Genomic DNA, 23,180 nt, shown 5'->3' with positions numbered 1-23,180 from the left:
CTTAATGTCTGCATACTCGAGTTAACCTTCAATAACGAGTAATACATCCCCTTCATTGACAAAATCTCCTACATTCACTTTAATTTCAGAAACCTTACCTCCCGTTTCAGCTTCAACAGGAATTTCCATTTTCATCGATTCAAGCATTAAGACAGTATCTCCAACAGACACTTCCCCACCTTGTTCTACCAGTACATTTAAAACCGTTCCTGCCATTGATGATGTAATTTCCTTCATGATTGATTCCTCCAGTTTGTTCTCTTTTAGTTGAATTCTATATAGATACTAGCATGATGTCCTGCATTTATTGTTCTTACGTTTGGTTGGCCTTTAAAAAGTCCTGAAGCCATTTCGTTGTATAAGTTCCTTCAATAAAGCCTCTAACTTCAATGATATCCTTGAAGAGAGTGACATTTGTTTTAACTCCTTCAATGGTTACCCCTTCAAAGAAGACCTTGGCTTTATGTATCGCGTCCTCACGGTCATCTCCTTTGATGATGCATTTAGAAATCATCGGATCATAGAAAGGAGTGACTTTATTCCCTTCTTCATAACCGCTATCTATTCGAACATCATCCCCTTTACCCCATCGTAAGGTCGTTAGCTGACCTGGAGAAGGATAAAAAGTCTTTGGATCCTCAGCATATACCCTGAACTCAATTGCGTGACCGCTTACATGGATTTCCTCCTGTTTGCATAGAGGAAGAGGCTCACCAGAAGCTACCAAAAGCTGCCACTTCACTAAATCCAATCCTGTGATGGTTTCAGTGACCGGATGTTCCACTTGAAGTCTTGTATTCATTTCCAGAAAATAAAAATTCTCCTCATCATCAACGATGAACTCCACCGTTCCAGCATTCGTATAGTTAACTGCTTTACCAGCTTGGATGGCAGATGCGAACATTTTCTCCTTCGTTTCTTGAGAAAGGCCTGGGGAAGGTGATTCTTCTATCACTTTTTGGTTTCTTCTTTGCACTGAGCAATTACGTTCAAAAAGATGCACCAAATTTCCATGATGATCTCCAAAGATTTGTACTTCAACGTGTCTCGCATTTTCAATACATATCTCGAGAAAGACTTCCTCTTTCCCAAAATAGGCTTTAGCCCGGTTTTTAGTAGAATCGAAGCTTTGAACGAGCGCTTGCTCATTTTCACAGCGAATCATACCGATCCCTCCGCCGCCACCGCTGGCTTTCAACATAACAGGATAACCGATTTCATTTGCTACACTCTTGGCAGCATCAAGGGATTCCACTCCTCCATCACTTCCAGGCACGACTGGTACGGACGCATCTTGCATAACCCTTCTAGCCTCTACCTTGTCACCCATCTTTTCGATGATATCATGAGCAGGTCCAATAAAGGTGATACCTTCTTCTGCAACTCTTCTGGCAAAGTCCGCATTTTCTGATAGGAGACCGTATCCGGGATGGATCCCATCCACTTTTTCCTTTTTCGCAACTTCGAGTATATTGTCCACTACCAGGTATGAGCGGTTCACTTGTGATTCACCTATGCGGTGAGCAATATCCGCTTCTTTAACAAAGGGCATATCCTGATCTGCATCGGAATAAACCGCGACTGTTTGAATGTTTAATTGTTTACAGGTTTTAATTATTCTTGAAGCAATTTCTCCCCTATTTGCAATTAGAATCTTCTGCACAATCTCTCCCCTTTCTTTATAGAACACATCTGTTCATATTACGAATTCTACAAAAATCGTCGAATTCCTTCTTCTTTATTGTAAACGTTTTCTTAATTAAGTGCAGAATTTTTTGTTTATTTGTTATATAATGATAATAAATACTTGCTTGATCACACGATCAACTGCAAACGGATACATGATTATCATGTTTTCCAGATTTATTTTTCAGCATTTTAGGAGGTCATACGATGGCAGTGAAAGTGGAGAAATTAAAAGTAAACTATAAAACTCTCGAAGAGTTTAAGAAATTTAAAGAATATGGTGTACAGGAATTATCCATGCTAGAAGACTTACAAGCAAACATCATTGAAAACGATAGTGAATCACCATTTTATGGAATTTACTTTGGTGATACGCTGGTTGCCAGAATGAGTTTGTACCAGCGCAATGCCCGATTTGATCAGTACTTCGATCCTCCCCAAAATTACTTGGAGCTATGGAAGCTTGAAGTATTACCAAAATATCAATACAAAAGCTATGGAAAAATGCTGGTAGAATTCGCAAAAAGCTTTGGTTTACCTATTAAAACAAATTCCCGTATCAAATCACAGGGATTCTGGGAGAAAATGGGCTTCGAAGCCGTAACATACGAAGTGGAAAGAGATTTAGGCGAAAATCCATACGTATGGTTCCCTGAAGGGGTTAAAGAACAGAAAATTAGTTAATGACTAAAGCGGAGGCGGCTYGYCCAGAGGCGACAAGCATAAGGCGAACCAGCCGGAAAGGCGTTCTTTGCCTTTTTGGCTGGTTTGACTTATGACCTCGAGCCTCTAGCCGCCGTAGCTGRATGAAAACTAAAGCGGAGGCGGCTCGTCCAGAGGCGACAAGCATACTAACCACCCTAATCACAAGTAATTAAAATAGGCTGGCTAAAGATATTCTTTAGTCAGCCCTTTTTCTCTTCATTTATTTAACCGCTGAAGGTTTCCGTTTTTATCCATTTGAAACTTAACCTTGTCTTCATTTCCTTGCAATAGAGCCATTTTCCTTGCTTTTTCAAAAATAGCTAATAATGATTTATGATCTTCTTCGAGGAGATTAAATTTTGCTTCGTATTCTTTCAACTCCTCTTCAACCTCTTGAAGCTTCTCTTTCAATAGAGAGATTTGTCCATGCAGCTGAGTATTTTCATTCCTTACTTTTTCTCCATTCCGAACAGCTTCCTCTGCTTTTTGAAGATAATTTATCATGCTTCCCATTGAAAACGCTTCCGGGGATTCAAGCTCCGAGGAACTCTCAACCTGTAGTTTCGGCACTTCTTGCTTTTCCTCGTTTACCTTAACGATAGGAGAATATTTCTTAGACTGCTTTCTTTGTTTTTTAGCCAGTTCGATTCCAGATTTATATTGTTTACGAACAAATGAGTTCCAGCGAAAGCCACAAGCTGCTGATGTTCTTGATAGTTTTCTTCCTACCTCTTCAAATGCCTGAAGCTGGGTACCGCCCTCTCGTATATGACGTAATACCACTTCCGCTAACAACACATCTTCATCTTGACTCCATGCATCCTGTCTATTCGAAGACATTTCCATCCCCCCTGTAAGATCCAGTTTATCCATACATATGCTCTTACTAGAGAAGATAGAATCTGCACCACTGTTTTTTTAAGCACACAAAAAGAAACAGGGAGTTCCCTGTTCCTTTTTGTTATGTTTCGCCTATTTCTTTAGAAATTCGTCCACAGCTTCGTGGTGTTCATCACTCGCCCAGAGCTTAGCACATTGTCTTATTTCCTTCATGATATTCTCTTCTACTCTTTTTTTATCCCATCTCTCAAGCAGCTGCTGCTTATATGCCTTCAATACCCCTTCTGATTTTAATGAGATCATTTTAATGAGGGGTATTTCATGGGTCGGCATAATGTCATCAACTAACTCATCTACGAACCCTATATCATGAAGGAATTCTGCTTCTTCTACCCTGGCTGTCATCAGGAGTAAAAGCGCATTTGACACTGAAATCCTCTCAAGAAGCAAGGTTCCCCCTCCCCAGCCAGTGGTGATGGCAAGATTCCCTTGAACGAACCCCATTTTCGCAGTTCTTTTAGCAATTCTAAAGTCACATGCCGTTGCGATTTCACATCCGCCGCCAATTGCCGTCCCATTGATGAAGGCGATCGTGGGCTTTGGGAGAAAGGCAAGCCTCGTGAGGAGTCCCCCCATTTTACTGAGCATTTCATAACTTTCACTCTCTGTCTTAAGATTATGAAATTGAGTTAAATCCCCTCCGGCACAAAATGCACGATCACCACTTCCCGTTATTAGGAGCGCTTTCACGTGATCATTATACATACACTCGTTTAAAGCTTTTTCAAGCCCCTCCATAATTTCATAACTAACTGCATTCCGTTTCTCGGGGCGGTTGATGATAAATTGCAGTATTCCTTCTTTGTTCATATGTATGATGTAGTCTCCCACTTTCAGACCCCTCCTGTCTTACTTATAGTGTATGGTTTTATGTATGGGATGAACAGATATTTTTTAAAAATGACAATAAAAAAAGCGTGAAGAGCCATGGCCTCTTTCACGCTTTTTTCGGGTGTAAACAATATTATTTGTTTACAACTTCTTTACCTTTATACGTTCCGCACTCTTTACAAACACGGTGTGCTAGTTTCATTTCACCACAGTTTGGGCATGCTACCATACCAGGTACACGTAGTTTGAAGTGTGTACGACGTTGTCTTTTTGCTGTTTTAGATGTTCTTCTAAAAGGTACTGCCATTCTTCCCACCTCCTTAAAAGAGATTAATACTCATTATGAAGCCAGTCGAACTGGTACTTCGCTTTTAAGATTTCTTGTTTTGATCAAGAAGTTTTGCTAAGTCAGCGAGACGAGGATCAACTTTCTTCTCTTCCTCTTGCTCGACTTGATAAGCTTGTTCTTCCGTTAGTACTTCCCAGTTCTTACCGGAAGGCATCTCATCTTGTTCTCTCGCTTCATCACTGATTACTTGCATCGGAATCTCAAGTAATAGTAATTCTCTAATAGCAGGTTTTAAATCAATAACATCACCTTGAATACGATGTACTTCCTCTTCCTCATACTGATCATAATCAGCTTCATTTAGAAGATACGTTTCAATCGTTTGAATGTCAACTGGTAAATCAACATCCACAAGGGTTCTTGAGCAAGGTAAAACTAACTTCCCTTCTATATGGAGATGGAAAGTGACGCGGTTTGAACCGATATCTGCCTTTCCGGACACTCGAATAGGTGAGACTTCTATAATTTGGGGATCGATTTCTTTCAATTCATCCAAATTAATCGTTTCGTCAATGGAAAGTCCCTTGTCTCTAAATTTTTGTAATTGTATTATTGACCATTTCAATGTAATCACCTCAAGGCAACAAAGGTAATTATAGCTTTCATAATACCGTTTGTCAATATTTTTTCTTTACACTCTTAACAACCATAGTGTTGTAATTATAACGTTTAAATATAAGGACTTTCAAATATTTTATAATATTAGTTATGATTATGTTATAAAAGGAGAGAATCTAAATCATTTCCTTATATAATGATCTATATAGGAGATAATTCTGACTTAGAAAGGATGTGGTGAATTTCATGAAAGCAACAGGAGTAGTAGTAGAGTACAATCCCTTTCATAATGGTCATTTACATCATTTAAGGGAAACGAGAATAGCATCTGGTGCTGATGTAGTGGTTGCGGTTATGAGTGGGCATTTTCTGCAGCGTGGAGAGCCTGCACTGGTATCTAAATGGGCCCGAACCAGAATGGCTCTAGAAGCAGGGGTTGACGTCGTGATTGAACTTCCCTATTGTTTTGCCACTCAGCATGCTGAAATTTTTTCGAGGGGAGCCATTTCACTCCTTGATTCCATAGGCTGTGAGAGTTTTTGTTTTGGCAGTGAGGATGGGGATATTGATACTTTCGAGAAAACGGTTCTGTTCATTGAAGCAAACCGGGAGCGATACAATACATATATAAGCAGGTTTATCCAGGATGGCATGAGTTATCCTTCCGCTCTTGCTAAAGCATTCCAAACATTAGGGAACGGAGACTCCGTTATCGATTTAAGTAAGCCGAATAATATACTGGGGTTTCATTATATGGAAGCGAGAAACCAGATTCACTCGACACTAAAAGCGTACACCATTACAAGGGAAGCTGCCGGGTACCATGATCAACACTTCTCTTCTCCTTCAATTGCAAGTGCGACAAGCATAAGGAAAAGTATATTCAGCAGCGAAGGTGATCATAAGATTGATTCTTTTCTCCCGTCGACATCCGTTTCTCAGTTAACTCAGTATCAACTAGAGTATGGGGGATTCCATCGTTGGGAAAATTATTGGACGATTCTACAGTATAAGCTTCTTTCATCGTCCAGAGAGGAACTGAAGGATATATATGAAATAGAAGAAGGGATAGAAAATCGGATGATGGAGTGTGTTAAAACCTCGACTTCTTTTGAAGAATTCATGACGAAGCTTAAAACAAAGCGCTATACATGGACACGCCTTCAACGAATGCTCCTTCACATTCTAACGAATACCCGCAAGGAAGAAATGCGTTCCAGACACATCTCTCCCAGCTATATCCGCCTGCTTGGAATGAATAAAACGGGAAGGGAATTTATCCATTCTAAGAAAAAAGAAATGCCCTTGCCTTTAATCAGTAAACTTTCAAGTGCTAATCAAAGCGAGATAGAATTAGATGTCAGAGCAGCTGAAATATTTTCATTAGGATTAAAAAATGCCGCAGCCCGAAAAAAATTGCTTCATCAGGAATGGTCCCAACCGCCTGTGATCATATAAAATAGAACGCTCTTTTCTCACTGCAAGGCTCTGTCAATTAGCGTGTGCTAGATGGTGAGGGAACTGCTCCGCTTGCAGCTAGCGTTCGGCCGAGCCTCCTCAGCTTAGCCGAACGGGGTCTCGGCACGCCCAAAATCCGCCGGAGTCTGCGCAGTTCCCCTCACCATCTTTAACAGTATTTTCATGACAGAGCTTCAAAGTGTGTAAGAAAACAGTGTAACTAGAAAAAAATAATTCTTCTTCCTTAAAAGGAAATTCAATCTCTACTTACCTTAAATGAAATTGTTTGCTAAAATTCTTGTTTTAATTGTTTTCCATTAAGGATTCATGCTCAGAAAGTTGATCCTCGCTGCAGGATGCTCGACTCCTGCGGGAATAGCTGGACAGGTGAGACCCCGGAGGCGCAGCCGAGGAGGCTCACCGCCAGCCCAGCGGAAAGCGAGCATCCTGGAGCGGAAATCAACTATTACTTTCTCCTCTACAATAGCAACAAACTTTACGAAAAGAGCCAAATAGAAAGAGGCTGACCTAAGACAGCCTCTTTGACTATTTGGCTAATGTTTGTAAAAATGCTAATGCTTCATCAAAGCTTTTCACTGGTATTACTTTCATATCAGTACCAATGTCTTCAGCTGTTCTTTTGGCAGCAGTATAGTTCGATTCAAGTTCAGGATACTTTTCTTTCATTTCTTTTGTAACGTTTTCATGTGGAGCAAGGAAATATTCTGCACCTGCTTTGTCAGCAGCAATGACCTTCTGCTCTATACCGCCAATGCGTCCAACTTCCCCGCTTTCGGAAATCGTCCCGGTCCCCGCAATAGAATGACCCTTCGTAATGTCATCCTTCGTTAGTTGATTATAAATCTCCAAGCTAAACATCAATCCTGCGGAAGGGCCACCAATCTCTTCAGTATCCAGTTTCACCGGCGGGTCGGTTTTGATTTCTTTATCGTCACTTAGCGTAATTCCCAGACCTACTTTATCGGGCATATCAGGGAAAGCCTCCAAGGAAATCGTTTCCACCATTTCTTCCTTATCCCGAACGTAGGTAATCTTCACACTATCCCCACTTTTTTTCTTGCTCACATATTCAATGAATTCCTCTGATGATTGAATTGTATTCCCATCAACGGCTGTAATGCGATCACCAGGCATTAACACTTCTTCTGCCGGCATAGATGGGTAAATATTTAATACATATATACCTTTATAGGTGTATTTATAGAATTTACCCGCTTTTTTAAAGGCCACTTCAATGGCATGGTTTTGAGAGTCAGCCATTAGGTGCAGTTGACGAAGATTATACTCCTCGTCACTTTCATGTGGGCTTCTAATTTCCTCAACCGGAAAGATATATTCGTATTTTTTTAAGCTTGCCATAAGATAGGCATAGATATTTGCTCTTCCCATCCTGACGGTTGTAAGCATTAATTCACCTTCGTCCTCATAGCCATTCTTCACTTCTACGATCGGATCCAGTTCATGGGCTCCTCCCGGCTTCGTTACATAGAAGGGAAGATAATAAAAGGATGTAGCAACCATGATAATGGTCATGATGACTAAGGTTCTGATTAATGTTTTCGTTTTCATGCTCATTACTCCTTCCAATCATCTAAAGCTTTCTGTATAGAAGGAATAACCTTCTTCGCCTCTTCCTCCCCCATATCGATAATTTCATCAATATTCTTAAAGGCTCTGGTGCTATACATTTGTACATGGGGTCTGATCATAAAGTCAGATGCAAATTCACGATGTGCGACGATTTCTAATTGAAGGATATCGATGCTTTGCATAATCACATCATAAATCGTTGTGATTTCAGCATTCCTTTTCACATGAGATACATCGACTCCAATGACAATGTCAGCACCCATCTCTTTTACAACCGAAACAGGTACCCGGTCAATGACTCCTCCGTCCACGAGTAAGCGGCCGTTTATTCTTTCAGGCACAAATATACCCGGGATCGCAATACTTGCCCGGACCGCACTTGAGATAGGGCCGGTAGTAAACACCACTTTTTCACCATTTGTAATATCTGTGGCAACGACACTTATGGGAATTTTTAAATCTTCAATATTTTTATTATGTGTAAAAAGCTGAATGAATTCTTTTATCCTTTTACCCGAAATAAAGCCCATCTTCGGAACGGTAAAGTCTAAATAGTATTTTCTTCTGAAGGTTGTGGAAAGCTTGTAGAGGTCTTCCATCTTATGCCCTACCCCATAAAAACAGCCCACAAGAGCACCCATACTGCTGCCTGCAATCATATCTATAGGTATCTTTGCATCATCAAATGCCTTTAACACCCCTAAATGCGCAAATCCTCTTGCCCCACCCGAGCCGAGGGCTAATCCAATCTTGGGTCTGTCCATGCCCTTCCCCCTTTTGCCGAGTTATCGGTACATTTCATCATATGGTCTATTTCAATTATGTATGAGTATATTGAATAATATGAGGACAAGTTGAATTAATCCCATTTTATCATTCTTTTCCCAATTCACAAGGAATTGATATAGAAGGAACTAATTTCATAAGAGGGGGAAGTCCGGTTGTTCAAATCGAAAATCAAAACCTTGGCTTTATCGATGAGCGTGACTATATTTGCGGCATCTCTCATCATAATGCCGGGAGAATCTCTTGAGGCCTCCATTCGGGGATTAGATATGTGGTGGGAGATCGTTTTCCCCTCGTTATTGCCATTTTTCATCGTGTCTGAAATGTTGATTGGTTTTGGTGTAGTCAGATTTATCGGGGTCATGCTGGAACCCTTGATGCGGCCATTATTCCGGGTCCCTGGAGTCGGAGGATTTGTGTGGGCAATGGGAATGGCATCAGGATTTCCATCTGGAGCCAAACTGACGGCCCGTCTGAGGCAGGAAGAACAAATCACGAAATTGGAAGCGGAACGTCTTGTTTCCTTCACGAACTCTTCCAATCCTTTATTCATATTTGGAGCTGTGTCGGTTGGGTTCTTTCAGAATGCTACCCTCGGAATTGTTTTAGCTGCCGCTCATTATATTGGAAACATCTGTGTAGGTGTCGTCATGAGATTCTATGGTGGAAAAGATAAGGAAGAATTGAGAAATCAGTCATCCGGAAAAAAAGGCTTTATCATTCGTGAAGCCTTTTCTGCTCTTCATCACACAAGACTGCAAGATAAGCGCCCTATAGGGAAACTCTTAGGAGATGCTGTCACCTCTTCCATTCAAACCTTACTGATGATCGGTGGTTTCATTATCCTATTTTCGGTCATTAATAAAATGCTTTATCATCTGCATATTACGACCTTTGTTGCAGAAGGGTTGTCAACTCTATTTATTCTGCTCCAATTACCAGAGCAATTAAGCATTCCATTTATTTCAGGCTTGTTTGAAATCACGTTAGGCGGCAAGCTGACAAGTGGAGTAAATGAAGCTACTCTGCTTCAGCAAGCCATTATTACAAGTTTTATATTGGGGTTCAGCGGGTTCAGTGTCCAAGCACAAGTTGCGAGCATATTGGCAGAAACCGACATTCGGTTCAAGCCCTTCTTCTATGCCCGATTTATTCACGGAATAGCCGCTTCCGTCACGACCATCATCATTTGGAAACCGATATACGAGAGATTTTCCGATGAGCAGCTCTCCAATGCCATACCTGTATTCGCAATGAAAAATAATGCATTCTGGACGGAAATACTGTATTGGTTTAAGACAGCAGGTCCAGTGATCACGATATTCAGTTTGATTCTCTATATCGTATTATATGTAAGAAGACAAGCATAAAAATAAAGAATGGGTTGATCCCATTGCCTACGACAATATACTTCTCACAAAATGAGAAATGTAAAGTCTGCACACTTGGATCAACCCTGTATTCATTATTGGGGCTTATTTAATTCATTATATTTTTCCTTTAACGATTCTTCCACTCGTTTCGGCACTAATTCAGATATGTTGCCTCCATACTTAGCCACTTCTTTTACTATACTCGAGCTCAAGAAAGAATATTGATTATTCGTCATAATGAAGAACGTCTCGATATCATCTTCTAAAACCCTGTTCATTGACGTAATCTGCATTTCATATTCAAAGTCTGATACCGCACGCAACCCTCTAATGATTGCTTTCGCATTCACTTTTTTTGCGTAATCAACTAAGAGTCCTTGAAAAGAATCGACAACCACATTAGGAATGTCCCCGGTAACTTCACGAATCAATTCAATTCTTTCCTCTACAGAGAATAGTGGTTTTTTAGAAGAGTTATTTAAGACCACCACATAAATTTGATCAAAAACTTTCGCACCCCGTGTAATAATATCTAAATGTCCATATGTAATGGGATCAAAACTACCCGGACAAACTGCAATGCTCGTCATTATAATACCCCCTGGCTATTTATCGTTTCTACCTTCAGTCACCTTGAAAAAATGGAAATCCTTATGATTCCATACGTTTCTTCCCTTACTTTCTCCATGCCCCCGACTCTATCTCCCAATGTAATTTCCGAACCATGTTCACACATGACGTAACCGCTTTCATTTAGAAGGTTGTGCTCGTCGATGAATTCCAGGAGTTGTTGAAGCTTCTGCTGTTTATAAGGAGGGTCCAGGAAGATATAATCAAAGGTTATCTCTCTTTTTAAAATTGCCTTTAACGCCCTCGTTGCTTCGTTCCTGTACACTTCGCTTTTCTCCGCCAGGTCACAATCCTGGAGGTTTGCCTTAATGGTTTGAAATGCTTTTGCATCACGGTCCACGAAAATCACAGAATGGAGTCCACGACTCAGGGCTTCTATTCCGAGTCCGCCGCTTCCTGCAAATAAATCCAATCCTGTACCCCCTTCAAAATAGGGGCCTAACATATTAAATATAGACTCTTTCACCTTATCTGTTGTCGGCCGTGTCCCACTGCCTGGAACAGCTTTCAACGGTCTACCTTTTAACGTACCTGATATTACTCTCATAATCATCCACCATATATGTATTTTTTCTTCACTATCCTATCATATCTCGACAGATATCGCTACATACTGAAATTGTTCCAAAACATGTATAAAATCATTTTGATAGGTGATAATGGAAGTAACAGCATCCTAACTGATGTTGTTGCCAACCGCGGAGAAGACTTACGATTCCCCATAAGTTCTTCCTCCGGTTTCTCCTCTCCCTTTGCCTTCTTTCCAGAAATGGATATAGAAGGACCCTGCAGAAAGTTCTGCAGGGCTTTTTACGTTCTTTCATCATCTCTAGTGGAAACTTCCTTATTCATCACTTCTACCTTGAACAATTTCTCGAACCAGTGAACATCCATATAAATGGAACCCCCAACCGTTTGGATTGGATTCGTTAATAAGCCGTAATTTTCTTCATTATAAATAAAATAATCTTCATTCACATAAAACCTGAATGTATTTCCATTTAACGATGTAAAGAATACGTTTGGCTTTATCTCTTTAATGTCCAGTCCCAAAGCCTTTACTGCTTGTGGAAATTCAATAAGTTCTTTTTGTCTATAAGAAATATAAGAAAGGTTATGTGTTTTTTTGTTGATGAGTACAGGATCATCGCTATTAAGAATCATAGGGATATTCCTTTTTCCTTTTACACTTTCAGTAAAAAATGTAGAGTCAAAGCCTGTAACTTTTCCTAAAATCACATCTAATTTTGTTGCATCAACCGATTTGGTCTTGTCCTCTTCCATTTTCCGTTTAAAAGTATCCAATTGGGAAGAGGTCAGCCCTTCCATTACTTCTTTATAAGCCCATGCAGATTTTGATGTGTGCGGTTGTTTTTTTAATAGGATGCTAACGATGAATTCCTTAAGCCAAGCCTCTTCATCAGTGGAAAAATACTGTTGATACAGTAAGCTCCCTTTCAGTTCATTGAGCATTTCCTTTTCAGTTGTGTTCCTTACAATCAAATATGGAGATACATAGGGCTCTATTTTGTCCGTGATGATGACGGTTACAAACCCTTCAAAGGAACCTGGTTGGACTGCCCTATCCTCTTTTATATCGGTCCTGTCGTACAACATTCTCACTGTAGATGAAGCTTTCTCCACTAACGGATCTTCAGTGAAATATAATGCGGAAGGCTCACCCCGACCGTTGAAAGAATAATAATCGATATAATTCTTTTTTTTATGGCTGGAAGATTTATATCCTGCTACCCATTTTCCAGTCCTCAAACTTTTTTCTGTTATGTGAATATCTGTATTTAATGTTTCGATAGAAGATAGAACAGGGTGCCAATCTTTCACTAACATACTTTCTTTTTTAGTCGGCTGCTCGAATGTATAGGTAATCGTGATCTCCTTAAGGTCTTTATAGAGATTACTTAATTGGAATTCTCCATTTTCTTTCGTTAAACACTCATCCCCTCTGTCATTTACACATGAAAAATCGCTGGCATCACTTGGCCATTGAATGGTTATTTGTTTAGGGATTGTTGATAAGAAATGAATGGTTTGTGTCACAAAAAATGAGTTTCCTTCATGTGTGATGGAATAAGATTGATCTACCTTTACAGCCCCAGGCTCTTCTGCACTTTCTGTTGTGAATCCCATCCATTGAAAGAAAAGAATGCTGGAACTAATCAAAATCATTACTAGACCAAATGTAAATAGGATGCGTTTCATACTTTACTCCTTAACTCCGTCTGTTACTTAAAGAATAGCAGATTCCGGCAGCTATTGGTGGAATATTTTTCGATTATTTCCAATCATTTAACCAAAATCCAGGTCTTTACTGTCGGCGGGAAAGGAAGCTTGGTTTAAATGATCTGCAAGCATTTCATCCCATTCACTTTTATCCAGCAATCCATTGCTTATAAGAGTTTCTTGTAAATCTTGAAGAGTAAAGTTTTGCCATTCAACCTCCTCTGCCAGAGATAGAATTCCGTGAACCGCCAGTGTAGACAATATTGCTGTCACGATAAAAGAATCACAATTCATTAATTCAATTTCTTTCGTATCGTGTCTCCCGCCAATAACATACAAACATGATAATCCCAGGACGATAAATAGAAATAACCATACCACCACGATCACCCCTATAAGTAATTTTGAATCTTTACTTATCACTATATGTTTGAAATAATAAGGAATTGATAAACTCGGTAAGAAAAGGAGATTGAATGAATGATTCAACGTTTTATTGAATTAGGAGAAGGATATTCAGATATTTATGAACTAATGGAGCTTGCTAAAGCAAATAAAGAACGATTACAGCATATGATGGCATTTCATACTATTGTTAATAACCGGGCTGTATCATCCATGGCTCTTGTGATGAAACCTACAGAACAAGGGAAATTCCAAGCCATTTATGTTTGCCGGGAAGGAATCCCAAATCCGAATATCACACCAAACCAGCGCTACTCCCTTTTTGAAGAGACAGCTAAGGAATTAGACAGGGTCATCATCCAAATGGATGTGAAACCCTCCACTCTGTATCCGGAGAAAGCATTGTACTATCAGCATCTGATCGCGATACTGCGATTAAATCATTATATACTGCCTTTACAATAAAGGATGTTAATCGTGCAGCTTTTTGTAACGGAGGTGTATCACCCTTAAGAAAAAAGCTGCCAAAACAACACTCTTTGGCAGCAAACATTAAAATCCCATTTTGTAATCATATTCCTTTGCCTTATCCGGACGGGAATTTTCAAAAACAGACTTTATAAATGGCTTATGAGAAGGATCTACCTTTTTCACGTAGGAATAGGCAGCAATTCTTTCCATTACCGTGTCGATTTCATCCTGATTACAATAAAGTACAACATATTTCATTTTCTTCGAAACATAGTGAACATTCCCAAATCGCCTCAGGGACTTGGCATGCTTCAAACTATGTAACCAAACAACTAAACCTTGTCTCTCTGTTAACATATAGTTTCCCCTCTAGGAATCACTTTTTTATAAGTCTAGCATAATAATGTGGCGGTAAGCAATACGTAATGGTGCGAACTTTCATTAAACAGAGCGTACAGTGAATACTACATAATGAAGTAGAGAACGGAGGGTCACAATGGATTTGAATATGATTTGGGACTTTTTTATCGATCAACTTCGAAGAGAGGAAGGAATTGAAGATGCGCATGTGAAATGGAGTGCAGGCATACCATTTATTTATATAAGATCCGATAAAGAGAAAACTGACATTGAGTATTCCATTAAAAAATGGTCAGCTAGGGCGATGCGGGGCAAGAGACTGCATTCTGATACAATTTATTTCAGGGAAGAAAAACCATTGTATGTATATCGTCACAGGTTCTATGTCCCCCAGGAAAAAATGTTTTGCTGTGGAAACCTCTGTGTGGATTGTGTTCGGTTAAAACAGTAACGGATAAGGATGAACCTTCACAAAATGAAAAGAAGAGCAGACACTTCGTCCGCTCTTCTTTTCATTTGATTAGGCTGAACAACCGCAGCTTCCGCCAGAACCACAGCCTCCCCCGCATGATCCTCCGCTTGAGAAAAAAGGATTCCCTGAAGGAACCTTTACATTTTTAGACACGGAATGTCCGATTAGCAGGCTCACTTGATCAAGGAGATCTTGCAGCTCGTTTTCCACCCTTCTGAACTCCGCTACATTCTCATCAAGGTCCATTTCTCTTTTCACTTCACGGATTTCTTTCATGATGGTTTTGTAGTCCGGGTGGTAACGTCCGAAGCGTTGAACTTCTTCGTAACTTTCTTTCATTCGCGAAAAGGTTTGTACTTTTCGTTGAGTGTCAGAATTGTTACGAAGTTTATATAAAGACTTACGATAATTTTCTGCCACATCAGATTCTAAAATCCACTGAGATAATTCGTCAGCTGAATCCAATATTTCCATTCTTTCTATAGTAGCAAGCATAACGCTCACCTCCGTAACGATATTTTAACACGTTTCACGTAAGGAAGCGAATATGCAAAATGAATTTTTTGGAGTTGCCCCACTTTTTCGAATGCTGTAGCCAAGGAAAATACCGCCGAAAAAAATATTTTTACGACGGACTTTAAAATTCAATGATTATTGAATCGTCACATAAAACTGCTTTTTCATCCCTAACGATTTGTTATTCGTCCCTACTATTTCAACGTTGAGAAGATGAACACCTTTTGGTAATCCTTTTACAACAAAGGCAGCTGTATGATACTCCTTATACAAATTGCCGGTATTTGAACGAACGACGATCTTTCCTTTTTTCGCTCCGTTTTTTTCTGATGTGAATGTTACATTTGGAACGATACATTCAATATACACTTGACTTCCTTGTACCATATGTTTGATGGAAAGAGGTTTTTCCTCAGACTTCGCAGCTTCAACTTTTTTAGTAAACGCAAAGCTTTCCGGTTCAGGCATTTTTTCCTTACAGCCGCTTAAAAACATAAGTAACGCAATGGATAGAAAAATGATTTTCTTCATCGTGTACACCACTCCTTACTAATAGCCTTGCCCAACCGTTTCACTTTTTACTCAAAATTATTATGGCTTTCACACAAAAAAATAGTGCCTTAACTATCGGCACTATTCATTGATTGGAACATACTGATCATCATGGAGGCCATTTGGACTCCGTTTGAGAATTTTTGTACTCGATGAGGAATCGTTTTTTGAAAATGGTTAATCGACGCAATTTCGAATTTCTCTAATTCATTGGGATTTCGAGAAAGTGTACGATACCACTGTGGCTGATCTCTTAAAAATAATTTCAAATCATCCTTGGCATAAATATACTCAATAATGTCTGCTCGCACCTTTAGTCAGCCTCCTAATCTTTCCGGAATGAAAATGGATGGGAGGGTTTGGGTGGTGTTTCAGTTTTGGTTGTTGTCCCTGATCCCCTATTATTATTTGACTGAAATTGACTAAGTACTCCTTGTACTGCTCCCAAGGCTTCACTTAAGCTGTTAATATGCTGTTGCAATTGATTAGCGTCCATTTTTTTCACCATATCTCCAACCTGATCCATCCACCCGCTTTTACTTCCTTGGTTAGTTGGGCTTGATTCTTTCGCAGCTTCGTCTTTATACTTATCCCACCTTGTATCATCTTCCCCCAGTAAGTACCAGTCTTCAAAGAGATCCTGCCAATTGGCATCCCCATTCCGGACATCTTTCACAATTTTCGGATGCTTTCTCACAAATCCTTTAAACTCTTTTACCTTAGGGTGTAGTGATTTACCCATTTTATGAACACCTCCATTACAGGCATCTACCTACTACACTTTATGAAGGATTCAAAAGAATGGTGATACATTCCTTTTTGTAGTAATATTTACATGTATATTAACGTTGATTTTACAGTTTCCAATGAATGTTTTGGCTGTGAATAAAGAAAAGGATGTATGAAGATGAAAGAGCATGTACAAGAGTTGTTAGATGAATGTCTTTCAGGAGCATCGGATGAGGATCTTCTAATCTTGAAACAGCTTCTCGAAGGAGTTAAACGTAAGAAAGACAATGAAAATGGATCAATCATAGGCGGAATATTTGCTATGGAGCGCGAAGTGAAAGACGGGAATTTCGAAATAAGCATTCCTATTACGCCCGTTACGCATAACTCACTGCAGATCGTTCATGGCGGAGTAACCGCTACATTAGTGGACTCCGCTATGGGCACATTAGCCAATATGGTGCTGCCTGAAGGATATGGAGCTGTAACGACAAATTTAAACGTACATTACTTGGCACCAGGTATAGGGGATCGTTTAACTGCTCATGCTACTGTCGTTCATCAGGGAAGCAAGACCATTGTAGTGGACGGGAAAGTTATCAGTTCAGACGGGAAGATTGTTGCTCATTCTACCGGCTCGTTTTTTATTTTCAAAAAGAAACGATAGACTTTTTTTCAAAAAGAAAAGGTTGATTCCCCATACGTCTCAGGGAATCAACCTTTTTATTCTTTTTCTTCAAATTTCTCTATAAAGTTTTGTGTGTAGTACCTTTTATAAACACCTACGCCAAGATGGGTGAATTGTTGTTCCAGTAGGATCTTTCGATGGCCTTCCGAATTCAGCCAGCCATGTACGGCTTCTGGAGCGTCCGTGTACTGGGAAGCGATGTTTTCCCCTGCAGTCTTGAACTTAACATTTTCACTTTCCAGACGCTCGGATAAGTTGCCGAAAGTTGGTGAATCATGTGAGAAATAATCTTCTTCATACATTTCTTGACTATGCCCTCTTGCTACCATTGCCGTTTCTTCATCCCATTTTAGTTTATCTGCTTCGAATTGATGTCTGATCACATTTGTAATATCAAAGATCTGCTGTTCGCTCGCACTATTCACTTTATCCCATTCGTCCTCGCTTGGCTCTTGTTCCTCAGCCAATTCCCCTCGATACATCATTTCATATGGATGCATCTCGATCAATGTTTGACTATCAAGAAAGCGGATGCTCGTAAGCCTTCCAGTGAATTTGTCCAGATAAAGCTGGGCATAAATATCTCCAAGGGTTACAAGAAGCCTGGTATTCAGGTCTTCTTCATTTAATTCAAACTGATAAGCACCTGATTCGTCATTTACAACGATTTCGGAATCCACAATTGTAAAACGGTAAATGTCTTCTAAACGTTGTCCCAATTTATAAGGGGCCACATCCACCTGATTCCCAATGGCAAACAACGTAACAACTTTATGATTAGTGACGCCCATTTGTATGTACTGTTTATCCGATATCGGGTAGATCCACCATTCATACCCGTAAGAGCTTGGTTCAACCCTCTCTGGTTCTCCAAAAGCTTCAGTTACCTTTTTTGTATCTTTGCCAATCCAAGTGGATAAACCTGATGCAGGTCGTTCCCCTGGAGCTTCGATTGATTGATTTAATTGGTTTTCGTTGTCTTCTTTAAGAGTTTGGGTTTCTGGTCCTTTAAGAGGCTCATTTTCTTGTTTTTGACCTTGATAAATACCAATAAATAAAATAATGACAAGAATGATCAAAATACGCAAAACGGTTCTCAGAAATTTCCCTCCTCTCTACTTTCTCTATCAGGATATGCCACAAATACTAGAATTATTATACCATTGTTTATGATTCTAAAACTTCAGTCTAGTATAAAGGATAGCATATTTTCATCCCTTCTAAAACAAATGAATCTCAGGTGGGTAAAGGTTTCTAAAACCAAATAGAATAGAGATGATCCTATATGGATCATCTCCCCAAGTTTAAAACGGTTTATTTCTAAAGTTTGATTCTGATATATTTTCTAACGCAACGTAGGCCTGTCTGCCCAGAGACTCCCTTATAGCAAAATCACCTAAAGATATCATACCGATCAATCGATCTCCCTCGACCACCGGGAGCCTTCGTACCTGATGCTCAGCCATGATATGGGCCGCTTCTTGTGCTTCGGTGTCAGGTCCTACCGTTATTAAGTGTTTACTCATGATATCTTCTACTTTTGAAGAAGCAGGATGTTTTTCAGCAATACAGCGGAGGACGATATCCCTGTCTGTCATCATTCCCACAATCTTATCACCATCCACGATGGGAATGGATCCTACATTGTGTTCTTTCATTTTTAAGGCAACCTCATACACATTGTCCAGTAACGAACAAGTTTCAATATCATTTGTCATCATATCCCTGATTTTCGTCATTTGGATCCTCCTCATACGTTCCGAATTACTTCCTATATTTTTCTCATTCTCCTCCAGGATATTCATTTTTTTAAAAATGACAAATTCAAATGATTGAAGACATTGCAAGATAAAGGTTTTTCCACTATTATTAAGAATGAGAAATACCGCATTTAGTATCATTGTACATACACCGATATAAATGCTTCTACCATACGAAAAGCATCAGGGCTCGAAAGTCCTCATGCCGGACAATATAGGAGGGAATTTTTATGCGTTTTGAAGGAACTGAATTTGAAAGCTTAAAAGTGGACTTGAACCGATTAGACGAGATCATGGAATCTCATGGACTTGTTCGTGCAGGTCAATGGGATTATGAAAGAGTGACGTACGATCGTAAATTTGAAATCAGAGAAGGTATTTTCTATTTACGAATCCAAGGTCTTGCTGTTGAGGGAGATATCGGAAAGCATGACGCCGTTATTCAACTAATGACTCCATTATTAGGAAAGCATTATTATCCACACGGTATAGAATACGGTGAAGGTGAAGAATTCCCTAAACATCTGGTCACTTCTTGTGAAAAACTTATTGCAGACGTCAAAAAAGAAGCAACGAACTTTGCCTGGTAATATCAGTTTTGAAAAGACTGTCTTTCTTTAGACAGTCTTTTCTGTATTATCCAATCAGGATCAATCCAAACTCCACTAAGGGCCCTTTTAGATGTAAAACCTTCTGAATTTCACTTTCTTCCTACTGTTCATTCTTCTCATTCTCTCATATAATGATAGTAATAGGTTTCTGTTAGAAAGGGGTACACCATTGTCCAAGTTTTTCACGAAAAAAGTTTTAATCATCACACTTATCATCTTAATACTTGCTATAGTTGCTTTTTTTATATTACCTGTTTCAGTCCCCTTGATTACTGCGATTATAACAGCACTTTTCCTGGAGCCTGCCGTTAGCTTTATACAAAATCGTTTCTCTGCAAAACGTCGGATGGCGGTACTTTCTGTTTTTATACTGTTCCTGCTTCTTATAAGCGTATCCTCGTTTTTCGTTACTACAAAAGTCGTTGGTGAAGGTATCAAGCTGATAGAAGATGCCCCGAAATATGTAAACCAATTAAGCGACATTTGGCTTGATTACGAGGATCGCCTGTTGAATGCGACTGAGGATCTTCCTGATGAACTAGTGAGAAGCTTCAGTGAAGACGTACAAAATTTCTTAAATAGTGGAAAGACGAAGATTCTTAACTCTGTCAATATTGAAAAGATAAGTGTGTTTTTATCTTATATTCCCAATTATTTAGTGAGTTTTCTCGTTTACTTAATTGCTCTCTTTCTTTTCATGTTGGACTTACCTCGAATTAAGAAATCCATTTATGGACACCTGACTGAAAGAACAGCAGAGAAAGTGGCGTTTATGACTTCCCGACTCACCTATGTTATTTTTGGATTCTTTAAAGCGCAATTCCTGGTGAGTATCATCATCTTTGTCGTTTCCTTAATTGGACTTCTATTCATTTCTCCAGAAGTTGCGATCGTGATGTCGATTATCATATGGGTGATTGATTTTATTCCTTTGATAGGATCAATCGTTGTTTTGGCACCCTGGTCTATTTTCCATCTGCTGACGGGAAATATCGCATTAGGAACTCAACTAGCAGTGTTGGCAGCCATTCTTCTTATCATAAGGAGAACGGTTGAGCCTAAAGTAATGGGAACCCATATTGGTTTATCCCCGCTCGCTACATTAATCGCCATGTATCTAGGGCTAAAACTCTTTGGTGTATTGGGCTTTATTATCGGGCCGCTCATCCTTATCGTGTTTAATTCGGCTAAAGAGGCTGGTATAATAAAAACGAATTTCAAGTTATGAAAATAGACCAATTCCCGAACGCCAGGGAATTGGTCTTTTATACTTTATTTTCTCTTAAAAGAAATCGTAAAAGAAGGGATGATTTCCTTGGGACAAGGCTTGGAGCTTATGAAAATCCTCCTCCCCAGCCTGAAGTTTTCCCATTTGGAGCAGTTCCTCAGGGGTATGCACTCCAAAGATTAATGCTGTGAAATCTTTGATGTCCAGCGAAATCGGTGCCTCAATCTTTTCACCAACAACCACTTCATTTTTATTAAGAATAAAAGTGCTGTTATTCCAAGCGACTGTCGAATCCGACAAGGAGAATTTAAGTTGATACTGAAAGTCGATCTCTTTTACATATCTCTTCAGGAAGTTTTCAACATCGACGATTCTTGCCATGAAATATGGGTGCTTCTCTACTTTAATTCTTGGGTTCTTCAGCATATAGGGTAACACTTCAAAGGGGTTCAATATAAGTTCAGCTTCATTAACCATTGAGTCATGCTGACAAATGAAGTTCCATAAACCAATTCTTGCATCACTTGTAAGAGGAACAAACTCTTCAACCTTCATTTTTTCCTTTTTCACTTCATAAGTAAGGTACCCGGTTGCTTCCCCTGTATCGTTATAATATATCGCTATCCACAGATCGGTGATGCTCCTATCCCTCCACCATTTTTTTGAACGTATCAACATCCCATTATGCTGCTCCGCATAGCGATCATAAATCGATTCCAATTCAATAGGATATGTATCCTTCTTAAATCTCCTGATTAGTCCATTGTAAGGCTTTAATGGTACAAGGTTCTTCTTCTCAAGCTGTACCTTGTGGAAAGATGCAAATACTTCCCATCCAAATTTCCGATAGAAATCAATAGAAAAAGGATGAAGCATGGATAGGACTGTGCCATCCTCCTTCATCTTCTGTAATGAATGATCCATTAATTGACGCACATACCCCCTTCTTCTGAACTCCGGATAGGTGGCGACTCCGGCAATACCTCCCATCGGATACACATGTTTACCCAGGTGTACTTGGAGCGGGATCAAATGAAGCTTTGCAGCTAAGTTCCCTTCTTCATATATTCCATACACAGTATGATCTTTAGTTTGTTGAAGGCGTCTCTCTCTGTCTTCACTTGGTACTTCATATTGAAAAGCATATTCTGATAACTGTAAGGATTCTTCAAACTGACCGTGGTTTAATTTTGTAATCATGCTCTATCTGCTCCCTTCTACTATTTCTACATTCGACGGTGCTTCTACCATTCCCTTTAGTTCTCTCAAAGATTGTTGTTTTTAACAATAGGACTGCTTAAGCTCTGTCTATTAATATGTGCTTGATGGTGAGGGGAACTGCTTCGCTTCCGGGGTCTCGGCACGACCGTACTTCCGCAGGAGTCTACGCAGTTCCCCTCACCATCTTTAAAAGTTTTTCGTGACAGAGCTAAAGGTATTAAAAAACAAACTAATTAGAAGAAAGAATTCTTCTTCAATAGGACATTAATTCTACTCACCCCAAAAAAAAATTGTTTGCTAAATGCTTTTGATTTTATTTATTTCTATTAAAAATACATGCTTAGAAAGTTGATGCTCGCTGCAGGATGATCGACTCCTGCGGGAATAGCTGGACAGGTGAGACCCCGGAGGCACAGCCGAGGAGGCTCACCGCCAGCCCCGCGGAAAGCGAGCATCCTGTAGCGGAAATCAATTACTACTTTCTTCTCTGAGATAGCCACGAGCCTTTAGAAAAGAGCCTAATCAAAAGAAAAAACCTATTATGTGATTCTTCACATAATAGGTTTTCTTTAATATCCGAGTATTGCCCGAATGACAGAAGTTGTTTCTCCGCCTTTATAGAATACATAAAGGAGCAGATACACAGCGACTCCTGTAATAGCTGTAAAGAACCAGATAAAACTCGTAATCGGTCCCAGCTTACGGTGCCTCGCTAAACGATCTTTATAGCCCGTCCACAAGCTCATAAGACCAAATACTGCCCCGGTTGTGGCCAAAGTTATATGGAATACTAGAAAAATCGTATAATAAATCTTGATGCTATCGGGACCTCCAAAGGACGTGTTCCCAACAAAGATCGTTCTGCTCATATAAATGATGAAAAAGATAAGCGCAAAAATACCTGCAAGAGTCATGGTTTTCTGATGTTGCTCAATCCTTCTCTGTTTAATCTGCCACCAGCCAATCGCAACTGTGACTGCACTTAATACGATAAAGGTGGTACTAATGGTAGGTAAAATAGGTAAACCCATCTCTGTTC

The 23,180-nt window shown here is 39.6% G+C and carries 29 protein-coding genes; 8 read left to right on the top strand and 21 right to left on the bottom strand.

All coding sequences use genetic code 11. From position 1 onward, the window contains the following. Nucleotides 1–21: 21 nt before the first annotated feature. Both FZC88_RS02520 and FZC88_RS02515 read right to left on the bottom strand, forming a co-directional pair. Entirely contained in the window at nt 22–237 is a 216-nt protein-coding gene (locus FZC88_RS02520) for a biotin/lipoyl-binding carrier protein (protein WP_148968651.1), read from the bottom strand. A gap of 76 nt (nt 238–313) precedes the next feature. Beyond that, the gene (locus tag FZC88_RS02515) at nt 314–1,663 is read right to left on the bottom strand and encodes an acetyl-CoA carboxylase biotin carboxylase subunit (RefSeq protein WP_148993540.1); all 1,350 of its coding nucleotides are present in this window, start codon (nt 1,661–1,663) and stop codon (nt 314–316) included. Nucleotides 1,664–1,893: 230 nt separating this feature from the next. On the opposite strand from FZC88_RS02515, the gene FZC88_RS02510 reads away from it, so the two are divergent. Then, complete coding sequence (locus FZC88_RS02510; RefSeq protein ID WP_148968649.1) at nt 1,894–2,370, top strand: N-acetyltransferase; 477 nt, start codon at nt 1,894–1,896, stop codon at nt 2,368–2,370. A 237-nt stretch (nt 2,371–2,607) separates the two neighbouring features. Here the strand turns inward: FZC88_RS02510 and FZC88_RS02505 are convergent, their stop codons facing one another. From FZC88_RS02505 to FZC88_RS02490, 4 genes are all read right to left on the bottom strand, one after another. Further along, nucleotides 2,608–3,231 (bottom strand): RsfA family transcriptional regulator, encoded by a 624-nt coding sequence (locus tag FZC88_RS02505; protein ID WP_148993539.1) that lies wholly within the window; start codon nt 3,229–3,231, stop codon nt 2,608–2,610. A gap of 132 nt (nt 3,232–3,363) precedes the next feature. Continuing rightward, nucleotides 3,364–4,122, bottom strand: a complete 759-nt coding sequence (locus FZC88_RS02500) for an enoyl-CoA hydratase/isomerase family protein (protein ID WP_148993538.1) — start codon at nt 4,120–4,122, stop codon at nt 3,364–3,366. Nucleotides 4,123–4,255: 133 nt separating this feature from the next. Continuing rightward, the gene (gene rpmF, locus FZC88_RS02495) at nt 4,256–4,429 is read right to left on the bottom strand and encodes a 50S ribosomal protein L32 (protein ID WP_044337494.1); all 174 of its coding nucleotides are present in this window, start codon (nt 4,427–4,429) and stop codon (nt 4,256–4,258) included. 64 nt (nt 4,430–4,493) lie between these two features. Next, a complete protein-coding gene (locus FZC88_RS02490; RefSeq protein ID WP_148968646.1) occupies nt 4,494–5,036 on the bottom strand; it encodes a YceD family protein in 543 nt (180 codons plus the stop codon). 239 nt (nt 5,037–5,275) lie between these two features. Here FZC88_RS02490 and FZC88_RS02485 point away from each other — a divergent pair, with 239 nt between their 5' ends. After that, nucleotides 5,276–6,487 carry a nucleotidyltransferase gene (locus FZC88_RS02485; protein ID WP_148993537.1) on the top strand — a complete coding sequence of 404 codons (1,212 nt, stop codon included), beginning with the start codon at nt 5,276–5,278 and terminating at the stop codon, nt 6,485–6,487. Nucleotides 6,488–7,033: 546 nt separating this feature from the next. On the opposite strand, the gene FZC88_RS02480 is transcribed toward FZC88_RS02485, so the two are convergent. Together FZC88_RS02480 and FZC88_RS02475 are read right to left on the bottom strand one after the other, a co-directional pair. Beyond that, entirely contained in the window at nt 7,034–8,077 is a 1,044-nt protein-coding gene (locus tag FZC88_RS02480) for a SepM family pheromone-processing serine protease (protein WP_148993536.1), read from the bottom strand. A 5-nt stretch (nt 8,078–8,082) separates the two neighbouring features. Then, nucleotides 8,083–8,862, bottom strand: coding sequence for a patatin-like phospholipase family protein (locus FZC88_RS02475; RefSeq protein WP_148993535.1), 780 nt, complete (start codon nt 8,860–8,862; stop codon nt 8,083–8,085). Nucleotides 8,863–9,039: 177 nt separating this feature from the next. Here FZC88_RS02475 and ylbJ point away from each other — a divergent pair, with 177 nt between their 5' ends. Beyond that, entirely contained in the window at nt 9,040–10,254 is a 1,215-nt protein-coding gene (gene ylbJ, locus FZC88_RS02470; RefSeq protein ID WP_148993534.1) for a sporulation integral membrane protein YlbJ, read from the top strand. A gap of 95 nt (nt 10,255–10,349) precedes the next feature. On the opposite strand, the gene coaD is transcribed toward ylbJ, so the two are convergent. The 4 genes from coaD to FZC88_RS02450 form a co-directional block, all read right to left on the bottom strand. Further along, nucleotides 10,350–10,847 (bottom strand): pantetheine-phosphate adenylyltransferase, encoded by a 498-nt coding sequence (gene coaD / locus FZC88_RS02465; protein ID WP_148968641.1) that lies wholly within the window; start codon nt 10,845–10,847, stop codon nt 10,350–10,352. 38 nt (nt 10,848–10,885) lie between these two features. Further along, a complete protein-coding gene (gene rsmD, locus FZC88_RS02460; RefSeq protein WP_148993533.1) occupies nt 10,886–11,434 on the bottom strand; it encodes a 16S rRNA (guanine(966)-N(2))-methyltransferase RsmD in 549 nt (182 codons plus the stop codon). A gap of 263 nt (nt 11,435–11,697) precedes the next feature. Next, the gene (locus tag FZC88_RS02455; protein WP_148993532.1) at nt 11,698–13,107 is read right to left on the bottom strand and encodes a hypothetical protein; all 1,410 of its coding nucleotides are present in this window, start codon (nt 13,105–13,107) and stop codon (nt 11,698–11,700) included. Between the two features lie 87 nt (nt 13,108–13,194). Further along, nucleotides 13,195–13,509, bottom strand: coding sequence for a hypothetical protein (locus tag FZC88_RS02450; protein ID WP_148993531.1), 315 nt, complete (start codon nt 13,507–13,509; stop codon nt 13,195–13,197). Between the two features lie 99 nt (nt 13,510–13,608). Between FZC88_RS02450 and FZC88_RS02445 the strand changes: the two genes are divergently transcribed. Further along, on the top strand, nt 13,609–13,998 hold the full coding sequence (locus tag FZC88_RS02445) for a DUF7147 family protein (RefSeq protein ID WP_148968637.1): 390 nt from the start codon (nt 13,609–13,611) through the stop codon (nt 13,996–13,998). A gap of 87 nt (nt 13,999–14,085) precedes the next feature. Here FZC88_RS02445 and FZC88_RS02440 read toward each other — a convergent pair whose 3' ends face one another. Beyond that, entirely contained in the window at nt 14,086–14,361 is a 276-nt protein-coding gene (locus FZC88_RS02440; protein ID WP_113968329.1) for a YlbG family protein, read from the bottom strand. A gap of 139 nt (nt 14,362–14,500) precedes the next feature. Here FZC88_RS02440 and FZC88_RS02435 point away from each other — a divergent pair, with 139 nt between their 5' ends. Further along, nucleotides 14,501–14,815 (top strand): hypothetical protein, encoded by a 315-nt coding sequence (locus FZC88_RS02435; RefSeq protein WP_148993530.1) that lies wholly within the window; start codon nt 14,501–14,503, stop codon nt 14,813–14,815. A gap of 69 nt (nt 14,816–14,884) precedes the next feature. Here the strand turns inward: FZC88_RS02435 and FZC88_RS02430 are convergent, their stop codons facing one another. From FZC88_RS02430 to FZC88_RS02415, 4 genes are all read right to left on the bottom strand, one after another. Beyond that, complete coding sequence (locus FZC88_RS02430) at nt 14,885–15,331, bottom strand: YlbF/YmcA family competence regulator (RefSeq protein ID WP_148993529.1); 447 nt, start codon at nt 15,329–15,331, stop codon at nt 14,885–14,887. Between the two features lie 156 nt (nt 15,332–15,487). Further along, nucleotides 15,488–15,883 (bottom strand): hypothetical protein, encoded by a 396-nt coding sequence (locus FZC88_RS02425; protein WP_148968633.1) that lies wholly within the window; start codon nt 15,881–15,883, stop codon nt 15,488–15,490. Between the two features lie 89 nt (nt 15,884–15,972). After that, nucleotides 15,973–16,215 carry a YlbE-like family protein gene (locus FZC88_RS02420; protein ID WP_148993528.1) on the bottom strand — a complete coding sequence of 81 codons (243 nt, stop codon included), beginning with the start codon at nt 16,213–16,215 and terminating at the stop codon, nt 15,973–15,975. Between the two features lie 14 nt (nt 16,216–16,229). Then, on the bottom strand, nt 16,230–16,646 hold the full coding sequence (locus tag FZC88_RS02415; protein ID WP_148993527.1) for a YlbD family protein: 417 nt from the start codon (nt 16,644–16,646) through the stop codon (nt 16,230–16,232). Between the two features lie 165 nt (nt 16,647–16,811). Between FZC88_RS02415 and FZC88_RS02410 the strand changes: the two genes are divergently transcribed. After that, the gene (locus FZC88_RS02410) at nt 16,812–17,300 is read left to right on the top strand and encodes a PaaI family thioesterase (RefSeq protein ID WP_148993526.1); all 489 of its coding nucleotides are present in this window, start codon (nt 16,812–16,814) and stop codon (nt 17,298–17,300) included. Nucleotides 17,301–17,356: 56 nt separating this feature from the next. Here the strand turns inward: FZC88_RS02410 and FZC88_RS02405 are convergent, their stop codons facing one another. Beyond that, complete coding sequence (locus tag FZC88_RS02405; RefSeq protein ID WP_262371622.1) at nt 17,357–18,409, bottom strand: CAP domain-containing protein; 1,053 nt, start codon at nt 18,407–18,409, stop codon at nt 17,357–17,359. Between the two features lie 216 nt (nt 18,410–18,625). Continuing rightward, complete coding sequence (locus FZC88_RS02400) at nt 18,626–19,060, bottom strand: CBS domain-containing protein (RefSeq protein WP_148993524.1); 435 nt, start codon at nt 19,058–19,060, stop codon at nt 18,626–18,628. Nucleotides 19,061–19,311: 251 nt separating this feature from the next. On the opposite strand from FZC88_RS02400, the gene FZC88_RS02395 reads away from it, so the two are divergent. Both FZC88_RS02395 and ytvI read left to right on the top strand, forming a co-directional pair. Continuing rightward, nucleotides 19,312–19,671 carry a YugN family protein gene (locus tag FZC88_RS02395; RefSeq protein WP_148968627.1) on the top strand — a complete coding sequence of 120 codons (360 nt, stop codon included), beginning with the start codon at nt 19,312–19,314 and terminating at the stop codon, nt 19,669–19,671. Between the two features lie 190 nt (nt 19,672–19,861). Beyond that, the gene (gene ytvI, locus FZC88_RS02390; protein WP_148993523.1) at nt 19,862–20,920 is read left to right on the top strand and encodes a sporulation integral membrane protein YtvI; all 1,059 of its coding nucleotides are present in this window, start codon (nt 19,862–19,864) and stop codon (nt 20,918–20,920) included. Between the two features lie 54 nt (nt 20,921–20,974). Here the strand turns inward: ytvI and FZC88_RS02385 are convergent, their stop codons facing one another. Continuing rightward, nucleotides 20,975–22,120, bottom strand: a complete 1,146-nt coding sequence (locus FZC88_RS02385; protein WP_148993522.1) for a GNAT family N-acetyltransferase — start codon at nt 22,118–22,120, stop codon at nt 20,975–20,977. A 590-nt stretch (nt 22,121–22,710) separates the two neighbouring features. Further along, entirely contained in the window at nt 22,711–23,172 is a 462-nt protein-coding gene (locus tag FZC88_RS02380; protein WP_148968624.1) for a DUF420 domain-containing protein, read from the bottom strand. Nucleotides 23,173–23,180 lie beyond the last annotated feature (8 nt).

The sequence above is a fragment of the Rossellomorea aquimaris genome, from assembly GCF_008180865.1.
GTDB classification, from domain to species: domain Bacteria; phylum Bacillota; class Bacilli; order Bacillales; family Bacillaceae_B; genus Rossellomorea; species Rossellomorea yichunensis.
The sequence above is the reverse complement of the archived record's forward strand: the minus strand, read 5'-3'. Positions and strand labels throughout refer to the sequence as shown.

Bases quoted from the DNA above. Each gene is read 5' to 3' on its own strand.
- FZC88_RS02400 (WP_148993524.1), bottom strand. From the start codon at position 19,060: ATGACGAAAATCAGGGATATGATGACAAATGATATTGAAACTTGTTCG.
- FZC88_RS02435 (WP_148993530.1), top strand. From the start codon at position 14,501: ATGGATTTGAATATGATTTGGGACTTTTTTATCGATCAACTTCGAAGA.
- FZC88_RS02445 (WP_148968637.1), top strand. From the start codon at position 13,609: ATGATTCAACGTTTTATTGAATTAGGAGAAGGATATTCAGATATTTAT.
- FZC88_RS02415 (WP_148993527.1), bottom strand. From the start codon at position 16,646: ATGGGTAAATCACTACACCCTAAGGTAAAAGAGTTTAAAGGATTTGTG.
- FZC88_RS02455 (WP_148993532.1), bottom strand. From the start codon at position 13,107: ATGAAACGCATCCTATTTACATTTGGTCTAGTAATGATTTTGATTAGT.
- FZC88_RS02410 (WP_148993526.1), top strand. From the start codon at position 16,812: ATGAAAGAGCATGTACAAGAGTTGTTAGATGAATGTCTTTCAGGAGCA.
- FZC88_RS02475 (WP_148993535.1), bottom strand. From the start codon at position 8,862: ATGGACAGACCCAAGATTGGATTAGCCCTCGGCTCGGGTGGGGCAAGA.
- FZC88_RS02440 (WP_113968329.1), bottom strand. From the start codon at position 14,361: ATGTTAACAGAGAGACAAGGTTTAGTTGTTTGGTTACATAGTTTGAAG.
- FZC88_RS02395 (WP_148968627.1), top strand. From the start codon at position 19,312: ATGCGTTTTGAAGGAACTGAATTTGAAAGCTTAAAAGTGGACTTGAAC.
- FZC88_RS02520 (WP_148968651.1), bottom strand. From the start codon at position 237: ATGAAGGAAATTACATCATCAATGGCAGGAACGGTTTTAAATGTACTG.
- rsmD (WP_148993533.1), bottom strand. From the start codon at position 11,434: ATGAGAGTAATATCAGGTACGTTAAAAGGTAGACCGTTGAAAGCTGTT.
- FZC88_RS02425 (WP_148968633.1), bottom strand. From the start codon at position 15,883: ATGAAGAAAATCATTTTTCTATCCATTGCGTTACTTATGTTTTTAAGC.
- FZC88_RS02385 (WP_148993522.1), bottom strand. From the start codon at position 22,120: ATGATTACAAAATTAAACCACGGTCAGTTTGAAGAATCCTTACAGTTA.
- FZC88_RS02380 (WP_148968624.1), bottom strand. From the start codon at position 23,172: ATGGGTTTACCTATTTTACCTACCATTAGTACCACCTTTATCGTATTA.
- FZC88_RS02485 (WP_148993537.1), top strand. From the start codon at position 5,276: ATGAAAGCAACAGGAGTAGTAGTAGAGTACAATCCCTTTCATAATGGT.
- FZC88_RS02430 (WP_148993529.1), bottom strand. From the start codon at position 15,331: ATGCTTGCTACTATAGAAAGAATGGAAATATTGGATTCAGCTGACGAA.
- FZC88_RS02480 (WP_148993536.1), bottom strand. From the start codon at position 8,077: ATGAAAACGAAAACATTAATCAGAACCTTAGTCATCATGACCATTATC.
- FZC88_RS02505 (WP_148993539.1), bottom strand. From the start codon at position 3,231: ATGTCTTCGAATAGACAGGATGCATGGAGTCAAGATGAAGATGTGTTG.
- rpmF (WP_044337494.1), bottom strand. From the start codon at position 4,429: ATGGCAGTACCTTTTAGAAGAACATCTAAAACAGCAAAAAGACAACGT.
- FZC88_RS02510 (WP_148968649.1), top strand. From the start codon at position 1,894: ATGGCAGTGAAAGTGGAGAAATTAAAAGTAAACTATAAAACTCTCGAA.
- coaD (WP_148968641.1), bottom strand. From the start codon at position 10,847: ATGACGAGCATTGCAGTTTGTCCGGGTAGTTTTGATCCCATTACATAT.